Source organism: Stenotrophomonas sp. SMYL11, assembly GCF_036320005.1.
Classification (GTDB): domain Bacteria; phylum Pseudomonadota; class Gammaproteobacteria; order Xanthomonadales; family Xanthomonadaceae; genus Stenotrophomonas; species Stenotrophomonas maltophilia_A.
Window position 1 is genome coordinate 8,561 of the sequence record NZ_JAWIRS010000022.1, and the last position, 12,776, is coordinate 21,336.

Below are 12,776 nucleotides of genomic sequence, written 5' to 3' on the forward strand. Positions count from 1 at the left end.
GGCGGGCGGGGGGCGCCCACGGGGCGGTTGTTCCGCTGTTACTGGGGGGGGCCGCCCCGCGCCCGGCACTACCGAAGCGGCGCGGTAGATCCACGCCATGCGTGGATGCGCCCCCACCCGGTACAATCACCGCTCTGTTTTCCCCCAAGCATCGGAGCGACCCATGTCCCGCCAGATCATCAATACCGAAAAGGCTCCTGCCGCCATCGGCCCGTACTCGCAGGCCGTGCGCGCCGGCAACACCGTGTATTTCTCCGGCCAGATCCCGCTCGACCCGGCTACCGGCGACATCGTCGGCGCCGGTGATGTCGAAGCGCAGGCCCGCCGCGCCTTCGACAACCTCAAGGCCGTGGCCGAAGCCGCTGGCGGCTCGCTGGACAAGGTCGTGCGCCTGGGCCTGTACCTGACCGACCTGGGCGAGTTCGCCAAGGTCAACGCCGTCATGCAGGACTACTTCCAGGCCCCGTACCCGGCCCGTTCCACCATCGAAGTCTCTGGCCTGCCGAAGGGCGCCAACTTCGAGGTTGACGCGGTGATGGTCATCGACTGACCGCCACGTGGCACGCAAGGCGGCGGTCACCCCGGTCCTGTCACCGTCCGGCGAAGCATCCCTGGCGATGCTCGCCGGCGTCGGTCCGGCCGTGGCCGCCAAACTGCAGGCGCGTGGCCTCGCCACCCTGCAGGATCTCTGGCTTCATCTGCCGCTGCGCTATGAAGACCGCACCCGGCTGACCCGCATCGAAGACCTGCGCAACGGCGTACCGGCGCAGGTGGAAGGGCGGGTGGTCGCGGTCGAGCGCGGCATGCGCTACCGGCCGATGCTGAAAGTGGCGGTGGAAGACGAAGGGCAGGGCACCCTGGTGCTGCGCTTCTTCCACTTCCGCCAGCAGCAGGTCGGCCAGTTCGCGGTCGGCAACCGGCTGCGCTGCTTCGGCACGCCCAAGCCGGGCCACCTCGGCCTGGAAATCGTCCACCCCAGCTACCAGGTGCTGGGCCGCAATGACGATCCCGAACTCGGCGACCGCCTCGACCCGGTGTATCCCACCGTGGAAGGCGTTGGCCCGATGACCATGCGCAAACTGATCAGCCAGGCGCTGGACCGGCTGCCCGAGGAAAGCACGCTGGAACTGCTGCCCAGCGGCTGGCTTGATGGCCTCGGCCTGCCGTCGCTGCGCAGCGCGCTGCTGACCGTGCACCGGCCGCCACCGGATGCCGATCTGGCCGCGCTGGCCGCCGGCACGCACCCCGCGCAGCGCCGCCTGGCGATGGAAGAACTGCTGGCCCACCACCTCAGCCTGCGTCGCCAGCGCATTGCGTTGCAGGCGCACCACGCGCCGCCGCTGGCCGGTCCGGGCAAGCTGGCCAAGGCGCTGCTGAAACAGTTGCCGTTCGCGCTGACCGGTGCGCAGGCGCATGTGTTCAAGCAGATCCGCGAAGACCTCGCACGGCCCAGTCCGATGCTGCGGCTGGTGCAGGGTGATGTCGGTTCGGGCAAGACCGTGGTCGCCGCGCTGGCGGCGATGCTGGCGGTGGAGCAGGGCAAGCAGGTCGCGTTGGCCGCGCCCACCGAGCTGCTGGCCGAACAGCACCTCAACAACCTGCGCGGCTGGCTGGAACCACTCGGCGTGCGCATCGCGTGGCTGGCCGGCAAGGTCACCGGCAAGGCGCGCGCCAAGGTGATGGAACAGGTCGCCAGCGGCGAAGCGCAGGTGGTGGTCGGTACCCATGCGCTGATGCAGGAGGCGGTGGTGTTCCAGGACCTGGCCCTGGCCATCGTCGATGAGCAGCACCGCTTTGGCGTGCATCAGCGGCTGGCCCTGCGCGACAAGGGCGCAGGTGGCAACAGCGTGCCGCACCAGCTGGTGATGACCGCAACCCCGATTCCACGCACGCTGGCGATGTCCGAGTACGCAGACCTGGATGTGTCGGCCATTGACGAACTGCCGCCCGGCCGCACCCCGGTGCAGACGGTGGCACTGAACAACGACCGCCGTCCGGAACTGATCGAGCGCATCGCCCTGGCTTGCCAGGAAGGTCGGCAGGTGTACTGGGTGTGCACGCTCATCGAGGAAAGCGAAGAGCTGGATGCCACGCCGGCGCAGGCCACCTACGAATCGCTGCAGGCGCTGCTGCCGGGCGTGCGTGTGGGGCTGGTGCATGGGCGGCTGAAGGCCGCGGAAAAGCTGGCGACGATGGTGGCGTTCAAGGCCGGCGAGATTGATCTGCTGGTTGCCACCACCGTGATCGAAGTGGGCGTGGACGTGCCCAATGCCTCGCTGATGGTGATCGAGAACGCCGAGCGCCTCGGCCTGGCCCAGCTGCACCAGTTGCGCGGCCGCGTGGGTCGTGGTTCGGCGGTATCGCGTTGCGTGCTGCTGTACCAGGCGCCGCTTTCGCAGATGGCGCGCGAGCGTTTGCAGACCATGCGCGAAACCAACGATGGTTTCGTCATCGCCGAAAAGGATCTGGAACTGCGTGGCCCGGGCGAACTGCTCGGTACCCGCCAGACCGGCCTGGCCGGTTTCCGCATTGCTGATCTCGCGCGTGATGCCGGCCTGCTGCCCGGCGTGCATGACCTGGCCGAACGCCTGCTGGCCCAGCAACCCGCGCTGGCCGATCGCGTGGTGCAACGCTGGATCGGAACCGCCGTGCGTTACGCCTCGGCGTAATGACGCATTGCGTGGATATGTCGACCAAGGTCGACACCTACCAGAGCAAAACGTCGTTGCGACAGAGCGCGGGAAACTGTCGAAGGCGGGGTGGGGCCGGTTGCGGGGGCGTGAGCCGCATGGGCCCGAGGCATGCCTCGGGCGGGTTGGGCAGGACGCCCAACCCCGGTCTTGCCGTGTGCGCAGGACAGCGCACACGAGCAAGCGCGACCGAGCTTACATGGGTGAGGGCGCTTTGCTTGCGAAGCACTGCTTCGCAAGCGCCCGAACGCACAGCCGCCAGCGGCTGGCCGGGCCCCGGAGGGGGACTTGCAGCGTCCCCCCGCAACCGGACCCACCCCGCCATCCCCCAGGAAACCCGCTTTTGCCTTTGCTCTGGCGTTTGCCGTTGATTCGGCGGGTGCGGGGCGCCGCCCTGCCGAACCCGAACCCACATACTTGCAACGGTCATCATCCCGGTCCACACTTCGTTGCCGATCTGAAGACGGCAACGATGACCCACAAGATCCCCCTGTTGATCGACACCGACCCCGGTGTGGACGACGCCCTGGCCCTGCTGATGGCCTTTGCCGATGAACGGCATGACGTGGTCGCCCTGACCATCGCCGCCGGCAATGTCGGCCTGCAGTACACCGTCCGCAACGCCCTCAAGCTCTGCGACATCGTCGGCCGCGCCGACGTACCGGTGTTTGCCGGTAGCCCGGATCCGCTGCTGCATCCCTCCGTTGACGCCGCCCACGTGCATGGCCGTGACGGCTACGGCGACGTGGACCTGCCGCCGCCGAGCCGCCAGGCTGAAGCCGAGCACGCCGCACTGGCCATCCTGCGCCTGTCGCACGAGCACGCCGGTGAACTGATGCTGGTGATGCTTGGCCCGCTGACCAACTTGGCCCTGGCACTGAAGCTGGACCCGACCCTTCCCGAGCGCATCAAGCGCATCGTGGTGATGGGCGGTGCGGTCACCTGCCACGGCAACATCACCCCGGCGGCCGAATTCAACATCGCGTTCGATCCGGAAGCGGCGCACGTGGTGTTCACTTCGTTCAAGCACCTACTGGTGTCGGACTGGGAGGCCACCGTCGCCCATGGCCTGCCGCTGCAGGATGCTGAAAAGTGGCTGCAGGCTGATTCCGATCGCGCCCGTTTCTACGAGCTGATCTCGCGCAAGACCCGTGGCCTGTCCGAGGACAGCAAGGGTGGCCGCTGGTATACCGCCGATGCGGTCGCCATGGCCTGGGCGCTGAACCCGGAAGGGCAGCTGCAGGTCGAATCGCGGCCGCTGAACGTGGAGCTGAACGGTACGTTCAGCCGCGGCGCCACCATCGTCGACTGGAACCGCCAGACCGGTCAGCCGGACAACTGCGATCTGCTGATGGCCTACGACCAGCAGCGTTTCGAGGCCCTGGTGCGCCAGGCCCTGGGCGCGGACTGAAGTCTGTTGACCCGCACCGGTTGCCCCGAGCGGCAACCGGTGCTTATAATGCCGCTCTTGACCACCAGCCCATTTACGGTGTGAGCCCATGAAGGCCGATATCCATCCGAACTACCGCGACGTCGTCTTCCATGACGTCACCTCCGATTTCAAGTTCCTGACCCGCTCGACCATGGGCACGAAGGAAACCATCCAGTGGGAAGACGGCAACGAATACCCGCTGGTCAAGGTTGAAATTTCCTCTGCTTCGCACCCGTTCTACACGGGCAAGCACAAGGTCATCGACACCTCGGGCCGTATCGACAAGTTCCAGAAGCGCTACGCGCGCTGATCTGTCGATCCAGCTTCGAACCGACGGCCGCGCTCTGCGCGGCCGTTTGTTTTTCCCCAACGCCAACCCAACGGGCGTTTGGATGGACGGAACACTGCGTTCGTGTGACAACGCTTTTGCCGATCCGGGCCGCTCAACGGCCGGCGTCTGGCCGCCTGTCGTATACGACTTCTGTCTAGCGCCGGGCAAATGCTGCTGTGCGATAATGACCTGATCCCCGGCACAGGCCGAGGACGTCATTCACGTGCCTGACCAATGCGCTTGGGCAGGCGCCTTCCCATGAAGGAGCGCACACAGTGTCCGATCTTGATCAGGTCACGCTCAACGCCGGCGATAAGTCGGTCGTTCTGCCCGTCATCAAACCCACCCTTGGCAACGACTGCGTCGACATCGCGAAGCTGACCAAGGAAACGGGGTATTTCACCTACGATTCCGGCTTCACCGCGACGGCCAGCTGCAAGTCCGCCATCACCTACATCGACGGCGACAAGGGCGTGCTGCTGTACCGCGGCTACCCGATCGAACAGTTGTCGGAAAAGTCGAGCTACGTCGAAGTGGCCTACCTGCTGATCAACGGCGAGCGCCCGAGCGCCGAGCAGCTGAAGGCCTTCACCGACGAGCTGGCGGCCGAAGCCAACGTCGATCCGTCGATCAACACCCTGATCGGCAGCTTCGCCAAGGATGCTCATCCGATGGCCATCCTGACCGCCGCCATCGCGCAGCTGTCGGGCATCTATCACGCCTCGCTGGACCTGTCCGACGCCGAACAGCGCCGCCAGGCCGCTGTGCGCCTGATCGCCAAGGTGCCGACCCTGTCGGCGCTGATCTACCGCCACGGCAAGGGCCTGCCGGCCAACAAGCCGGACACCTCGCTGGACTACGTCAGCCGCTTCCTGAAGCAGACCTTCGAGTCGGCTGATGGCCAGTACGATCTGAACCCGGACGTGGTCAAGGCGCTGGACCTGCTGTTCATCCTGCACGCCGACCACGAGCAGAACGCCTCGACCTCGACCGTGCGCCTGGTCGGCTCGACCGGTGCCAACCCGTACGCGTCGGTCGCCGCTGGCGTCACCGCGCTGTGGGGTCCGGCCCACGGCGGTGCCAACGAAGCCGTGCTGAAGATGCTGGAAGAGATCGGCAGCGCTGACAACGTCGAGTCCGCCGTGGTCAAGGCCAAGGACAAGACCTCCGGCTTCCGCCTGATGGGCTTCGGCCACCGCGTCTACAAGAACTTCGACCCGCGCGCCAAGGTCATCGGCGAGATGACCAGCAAGGTGCTCAAGCAGCTGGGCGTGCAGGATCCGCTGCTGGACGTGGCCGTGAAGCTGGAACAGGCCGCGCTGCAGGACGAGTACTTCGTCGCCCGCAAGCTGTACCCGAACGTCGATTTCTACAGCGGCATCATCTACAAGGCGCTGCAGATCCCGACCGAAATGTTCACCGTCATGTTCGCCCTGGGCCGTACTTCCGGCTGGGTCTCGCATTGGCTGGAACAGCAGGTTGATCCGGAAATGAAGATCGGCCGTCCGCGCCAGGTCTACACCGGCAGCGACGTGCGCGACTACCAGGGCTGATCGCCCGCGTAGGTTGTGCCGAAGACGCCCCGCATCCGCGGGGCGTTTTTTTTTGCTTCGGCTCTGGTAGCTGCCAACCTTGGTTGGCACGCTTTCGACACTCGTGAAAAATCATCCACGCATGGCGTGGATCTACCGCCGCATCCGCCTTCGGTAGGTGCCAACCTTGGTTGGCACGCGCTTCACCGCGCCAAGACCGCGTGATTCAAGGGTCTCGCCAGCTTCACAAGCGCTCGCGCAGCCTCAGGACGCCAGCTGCATCCGCAGCATCTGATCCGGAGCGTCCGTCCCATGAGTACCCGATTCGACCCGCCCGAGCGCGGCCCGCTCGGCCCTGACGTCGCCACTGTCGTCACCGCCCCCATTGTCGCCCCGCCAAGCGAAAGCGCCGTGTCCTGGGGCGCGATCTTCGCCGGTGCCGCTGCTGCCGCTGCTCTCTCCCTCATCCTGCTGATTCTCGGCGTGGGCCTGGGGCTGTCCTCGGTGTCGCCGTGGTCGTTCGAAGGCGTCAGCAAGGAAACCTTCGGCTGGTCCAGCATCGCCTGGCTCACCTTCACCGCGCTGGCGGCTTCGGGTCTGGGTGGCTATCTGGCCGGACGCCTGCGTACCAAGTGGACGCAGATCCACGGCGATGAAACCTACTTCCGCGATACCGCACATGGCTTCGTGTCGTGGGCGGTGGCCACGCTGCTCACCGCCGGACTACTCACCTCGGCCATCGGCGGCGTGCTCGGCACGGGCGCGAAGGTGGCGGGTGCCACGGCTGGTGCCGCAGTATCCACCGCCGGCGTTGCCGCAGCGGGCGCCGGTAGCGCCGCCGCGGCTGCGCCGGAAGGCGACCTCAACTACTGGGTGGACTCGCTTTTCCGCAGCGCCACCAGCGCAGGGCCGTCTGATCCTGCAGCGCCGCCTCCGCCGGGTGCGCCGATGGATTCGAATGTGGCGCCGCCGCCGACACCGAACGCGGGCCCGCGCGAGATTGGCATGGCCCCTCCGCCGCGCCCGACGCCCGGCAATGGCCCGATGGGTGATCGCCGTGAAGTGCGTGCCGAGGTGAATCGCATCATCGTCAACAGTCTGCAGGGAGATGGCCTGGATCCGGCCGACACCCAGTACCTGTCCCAGTTGATCGCGCGCGAGACCGGCATGAGTCAGGCCGAAGCGCAGGCGCGCGTGACCGATGTGCAGACGCGCATGCGTGCTGCGCTGGAGAAGGCCAAGAACACTGCCAAGCAGGCGGCCGACGACGCCCGCAAGGCAGCAGCGTATGCCGCGCTGTGGCTGTTCATCACCCTGCTGATCGGCGCGTTCTTCGCCAGCCTCAGCGCGACCTGGGGCGGCCGCCGCCGCGACCTGTAACCCCCGTTCCATGCAAGGAGACCTGCCATGAAAATGATTCTGCTCTGGCTGTTGGGCGTGCCGATTCCGCTGCTGATCCTGTACGCGATCTTCTTCTGATCGCGCGCCAATGCGAGGTCCACGCATGCGTGGATGGGCGTTTGTAGAGTCGAGCCGTGCTCGACTCTACAAAACCTCGTTTCAGGAACTGAACGGCTTCTGACACTGAGTGTCGCTTTCACATCTTTTCGGATCTATTGCATAGGCATCACATCGGGGGCGATAGAACCTGAGGGCACTTACTAAGCCACGGAGATCCCATGAACCGACTGCTTGCCATTGCCCTCATCGCCACGCCGCTCGCCCTGTTGAGCCCGCAGGGGTTCGCGCAGTACACCGGCCCAGGCGCAGGAACCGCTGCCAGCACCGTGGCCGATGCGCGTGCCCAACGCGATGACCGCCCGGTGGTGCTGCGTGGCACCTTGGTCGCCAAGCTTGGCCACGAGCGTTACCAGTTCCGCGACGCCAGTGGCCAGATCGAAGTGGAGATCGATGACGACGACCTGCCGCCGCAGACCATTGGTGCGGACACCGTGGTGGAACTGCATGGCAAGGTCGACACGCATCGGTTCAAGCCGACCGACATCGATGTTGACCGCGTGACCGTGGTGCCTGCCGGTTGAAGCGAACGGCAGCCGAGCATGGGCTCGGCTCTACAGTAGAGCCACGCCATGCGTGGATCACGTGGAAATGACCGGAGAAGCTGTGTCTACAAAGGTGAAGCAATGAGATTTTTTGCATTTACCGAATGAGGGAAATTGCATAAGCCTGGAACGTTGAACTAATTCAAAGATTCTTCTTAACGTTCAACGTTTTAGGAATACTTGCATGGCCTGCAGGGCAATGGGTTTCTAACATTCTCTCCGTCGCCGGCAACCACCTCTGCAGGCGGCGCCTCCCTTCCGGCCATGCCGGAAGGGAGGCTTTCGATTATTCCCCCTGTCCGAGAGAGACACCCATGCACATGCTCAAGAAGGCCGCGCTGGCTGCAGCGCTGGTCACTGCTTCGCTGTCCGCGAATGCCGCCGAAACCCACATCACCGTCCTGGCCGACGTCGACCCGACCCTGGCCCTGCTGCAGGCCGATGGCAGCGCGCTGCCGGACGCGATCAAGCTGGACCACGCCCCGGGCCGTGGCCTGATTCCGTGGTCGCAGCAGGTGCGCATCTATTCCAACGACATCGACAAGGACATCGAAGTCCGTCTGATCAACGAGCCGGTGCTGATCGGTAACGCCCCGGGCACGCCGTCGGTACCGTTGTCGGTCAGCCTCAACAGTCGCGAGCTGGGCCTGGCCGCCACCGATTACCTGGCCGCCGACCTGTTCGACGGCGCACTGCCGGGCGCTTCGGTCGCCATGCCGCTGCAGATCGCGCAGAAGACCCCGGGTGCCATCGACGTGGCTGACAGCTTCCAGGGCATGGTCAGCATCGCCATGAAGCAGAAGACCACCAGCCCGTAAGTCCCCCCGCGCCGGCCCGCGTGTCGGGCCGGCCGCTTCTGGTCGCCCCCATGAAAGCTTCTGCCCCCGCCGTCACCCGGCTGGCGCTCGCGCTCGCCCTGTCGTTGTCCGCACCGCTGGTCGCGGCACGCGGCGTTCCTGCCGGTTTCGAGGATCTGGTCGAAGGCCAGACCGAGCAGCTGGAAGTGCGCCTGTTCGGGCGCTCGACCGGGCTGATGCCCGTGCGCGTCACCTTGGACCACGTGCAGCTGGAGGCGCCCGCCGAAGCGCTGCAGGCGCTGCAGCTGCCGGCCGAAGCGCAGGCGGCGTTGCTGCCGGCGTTGTCGCAGCCACTGCCGCGCAACAGCCACCTGGCCTGCCGCTACGGCGGCGCCGCCGCCGGTTGCGGCTATCTCGATCCTCCGGAGGACCCCACCGCCGTGCGCGCACTGTATGACGAGGGCGAGGGCGCCGTGCGCCTGTTCGTCGCCCGCCAATGGATTCCCGGCGAACCGGCCGCGCAGCGCCACCACCAGGTCAGCGCCAACGCCGAAAACGCCTTCCTGCACCAGCAGACGGTCAACCTCAGCGGCGGCCGTGATTACCAGTCGCTGGCGGCGCAGGGTGCCGGCGTGCTGGGTCTGTTCGAGCGCGGTCATGTCTCGGCCAACTGGACCTTCAGCCACCAGCGCTACCGCAACCAGCGTACGCGGCACGACTTCCAGTTGGACAACGCGTACTACCGGCACGACATCGGGCCGGAACACTACCTGCAGGCCGGGCGCATGGACCGCCGCAACCTGTCCAGCCCACAGGGCGGCACCTTCAGTTTCAGCATGCTGCCGCTGGACCGCTTCCAGGGCCTGCGCATCGGCACCACCCAGGCCTACGTGGACAGCGAAGCGGCCGTGCAGGCCACGCCGCTGACCGTGCTGCTGGCGCGCGATGCCCGCGTCGATGCCTTCGATGGCCAGCGCCTGCTGCAGACCTATTACCTGCAGGCCGGCATCAACCAGATCGATACGCGCCGGTTCCCGTTTGGCAACTACACCGTCACCCTGCGCATCTACGAAGACGGTGTGCTGGTACGCAGCGAGGAAGCGCCCTTCGACAAGGGCGGCGACTGGGCCGACAGCAGCGTGCAGTGGTTCATGCAGGGCGGCCGCCGCAGCGAGCGCCGCAGCGACCAGTTCGATGGCGAGATGGCCGCCATGGCCGGTGTACGCGTGCCGCTGGGCCGCGGCGCCACCGTCACCGCTGGCGTGGCCGACCTGGCGGGCTTCAGCTATGGCGAACTGCGCGTGGACCTGCGCCGGGTGTTCGCCACGCAGGAGATCCGCGCCAGCTTCAGCGGCATGCAGGGCAGCGATGGCAGCCGCGGCCAGCAGCACCAGCTGTCATACCGCCGCCGCGCCTCATGGAACCTGTACCAGCAGCGCATGCGCGGCAAGGCCTGCGAGTTCCGCGACGATGCCCGCGACCAGCTCGGCTGTGCCGACTCGCTCAGCGCTTCGGTGGCGCTGCCGGTAGCCGGTGGCCATGCGTACCTGGCCTATACCCGGCGCCAGACCTGGCGGCAGGGCGTGGGCGTACCGGGCGATATCGACGATCCGCTGTACGGCCTGGATCCGTTGCTGCCGCCGTGGGCACCGCGTCCCAGCCGCGAACCGCAGCTCAGCCGTACCTGGCAGGCCAGCTACAACCGCAGTGAGCGCTGGGGCGACTTCAGCGCCTCCACGCGCGTGGGCGTGTGGCAGCAGCACAGCGACGGAAGCCTGCGCAGCAGCCGCGACCGCGGCATGTTTCTCACCCTCACCCTCACCCGCCTGCAGCAGGGCGAGCGCGGCAGCGCGCAGCGCCGCTACGGGCTGGATCTGCGCCAGCCGCAGCACCAGCGCCCGGATGTGACCTACAACGTGGCGCAGAGCCTGCGCCAGGATCGCGACGATCAGTTCCGCGAACTGTCCGCCGAACTGCGCGGCAGCAACAATGACCGCTACAGCGCCACCCTCAGCGGGCAGCTGCAGAACCGCATCGGCCACACCGGCGCCACCGTGTCGCACTACCAGCAGCGCGGGCGCGATGAAGTGGCCTACAGCGCCACCCACAGTTCCGGCGTGGCGCTGGGGTCGCGCGGTCTGTACTGGGGCGGCGGCCTGGGCGCCGACGCAGGCCTGGCCGTACAGGTGGATGGCACCGACGACCTGGAACTGACCGGCGTGGCCGCCGAACTGCAGGTGGGCGGCCTGCGCCGCCAGCGCCTGAAGCTGGGCGACCGCCGCTTGCTGCCGGTGTCGGCGTATCAGTCGCATCGTGCCGAAGTGCAGGATGCCAGCGCGCTGGACAGCATCGCCTCCATCCGCGTGACCGGCGTGGGCGGCGCGCGCCCGCTGTTCCTGCCGCCCGGAAAGCTGCTGCGCATGCCGGTGCCGATTGAAGTGACCTACACCTTCATCGGCAACGCGCAGGATCTGGCCGGCACGCCGCTGCGCGGTGCCCGCATCCTCAACGCGCCGGTGCCGGGCACCGGCAGCAACGGCGGCTTCGTGGCCGACTTCCCGCGCCGTGAAGCGGTGCTGTACCTGCTGCAGGACGACCGTCTGCTGCAATGCCCGCTGCAGGTGCGCGAACGCCGCCAGGTGGTGCTGCTGGTGGGGGCCGTGCAGTGCGAACCGCTGAACGTGGCGCAGCTGCCAGCGGACATCCGCCAGCAGGCGCGGGTGACGCGGTTGCTGCAGGAAAAGGCGCTGATCGCCAGCAGCCAGCAGGCTGCCGCGGGAGGTGCGCGATGAGCCGGCGGCTGTGGTGGTGGCTGGTGCTGTTCAGTGCGCTGGTGCTGATGGTGCCGCAGGCGATGGCACAGCGGCCGCCGGAAACGCATCCGACCGATGAGCATCGCGACATCGTGATGAGTTGGGATCGGTCTGCGATGCCGGGGGATCTGGATATATACAGGGAAATTACTGGATACAGTCAAGATGCTGCCCTTCTCTACGGACGCCTTCATCTCGTCTGTCACTCGGCGCTGGACGCATCTACAGGAAAATGCCCAACGTCTGGAGTGGACGACTTGGGTTCTGGAGCATCCCTAATCGGATTGCGCCTCACCGAGCAACGCAGTGGGCTTACAACAGAGATTTCGGTCGTTGGTGGCCTCAATAGGGCGATTGGCACAGCTGCGTGTGGACCGCAGTACTGGCTTGATACGGAACGGCCAATCTGGACGTCGCGTCAGGAGGCTTGCGCTGGTGAACCTGCAGTAGGTACCAGAGCTCAACTTAAAATCCCCTCGAGTGAATTGACAAGACTCGTTGCTGGTAGGTGGAAGGGAACGCTACAGATAAGCCTGTTCGCCGATCCATTAGGTGTGAGGCTCGCAGGTTTTAGGTTTGACCTGGACTTTGAGATCACCGACTACGACGCGGTCTCCATCTACCTGCCCGAGTTCCAGGAAGCCGCCCCCACCATAGGCCTCAATCTCAGCTACGACCCCATTGCCAGAACGGTCGGTGGGCGCGCGCACCTGGACATGTGCCTGTACGACGGCCTCGGTTCGCAGAGCGAGTACCTGGGGGTCACCGTGCGCGACAGCGGCACGCGGCCTCCCGGTCCCACCGGCTATTCGGTCTGGCACATCGACGGTGCCGGCGGTGACAGCCAACGCATGGACTACACCGTCACCCTCGACCACAACGGCGCGCGCATTGCATTGCGCAACGGGGTGGAAGAACAACTGCGCAACATCGACACGGCGCGCCTGCGCCTGGTGATGCTGCCCGGGATGTCGCAGCCGGTGTTCTGCGTACCCACGCCGCTCACCCTCGATACCCCGCGCGTACCCATCGACGAGAAACGCTCGGGTGCCTACCAGGGCGATCTGAAGGTCGAACTGCGCCTGCCTACCTCCCGCCCGTGAAGTCGATGGAGCCCA

At 66.4% G+C, this 12,776-nt stretch carries 10 protein-coding genes; all 10 read left to right on the forward strand.

Annotated features, from left to right (window positions below):
• The first annotated feature begins 163 nt into the window (after window positions 1–163).
• Window positions 164–550, forward strand: a complete 387-nt coding sequence (locus V3B46_RS20495; RefSeq protein ID WP_005410875.1) for a RidA family protein — start codon at window positions 164–166, stop codon at window positions 548–550.
• Window positions 551–557: 7 nt separating this feature from the next.
• The gene (gene recG / locus V3B46_RS20500; RefSeq protein WP_329892755.1) at window positions 558–2,669 is read left to right on the forward strand and encodes an ATP-dependent DNA helicase RecG; all 2,112 of its coding nucleotides are present in this window, start codon (window positions 558–560) and stop codon (window positions 2,667–2,669) included.
• A 493-nt stretch (window positions 2,670–3,162) separates the two neighbouring features.
• Window positions 3,163–4,101, forward strand: a complete 939-nt coding sequence (locus tag V3B46_RS20505; protein WP_032127836.1) for a nucleoside hydrolase — start codon at window positions 3,163–3,165, stop codon at window positions 4,099–4,101.
• 88 nt (window positions 4,102–4,189) lie between these two features.
• Entirely contained in the window at window positions 4,190–4,432 is a 243-nt protein-coding gene (locus V3B46_RS20510) for a type B 50S ribosomal protein L31 (protein ID WP_005418951.1), read from the forward strand.
• Window positions 4,433–4,728: 296 nt separating this feature from the next.
• Complete coding sequence (locus tag V3B46_RS20515; protein WP_071229179.1) at window positions 4,729–6,006, forward strand: citrate synthase; 1,278 nt, start codon at window positions 4,729–4,731, stop codon at window positions 6,004–6,006.
• Between the two features lie 291 nt (window positions 6,007–6,297).
• Complete coding sequence (locus V3B46_RS20520; RefSeq protein ID WP_329892756.1) at window positions 6,298–7,365, forward strand: hypothetical protein; 1,068 nt, start codon at window positions 6,298–6,300, stop codon at window positions 7,363–7,365.
• A 299-nt stretch (window positions 7,366–7,664) separates the two neighbouring features.
• A complete protein-coding gene (locus V3B46_RS20525) occupies window positions 7,665–8,027 on the forward strand; it encodes a NirD/YgiW/YdeI family stress tolerance protein (protein ID WP_329892757.1) in 363 nt (120 codons plus the stop codon).
• 335 nt (window positions 8,028–8,362) lie between these two features.
• Window positions 8,363–8,866: a CS1 type fimbrial major subunit gene (locus V3B46_RS20530; protein WP_329892758.1), complete on the forward strand. Its 504-nt coding sequence runs from the start codon at window positions 8,363–8,365 to the stop codon at window positions 8,864–8,866.
• A 50-nt stretch (window positions 8,867–8,916) separates the two neighbouring features.
• Entirely contained in the window at window positions 8,917–11,637 is a 2,721-nt protein-coding gene (locus V3B46_RS20535) for a TcfC E-set like domain-containing protein (protein ID WP_329892759.1), read from the forward strand.
• A complete protein-coding gene (locus V3B46_RS20540) occupies window positions 11,634–12,761 on the forward strand; it encodes a CblD like pilus biogenesis initiator family protein (protein ID WP_329892760.1) in 1,128 nt (375 codons plus the stop codon). The genes V3B46_RS20535 and V3B46_RS20540 overlap by 4 nt, the downstream gene beginning before the upstream one ends.
• The last annotated feature ends 15 nt before the right edge of the window (window positions 12,762–12,776 follow it).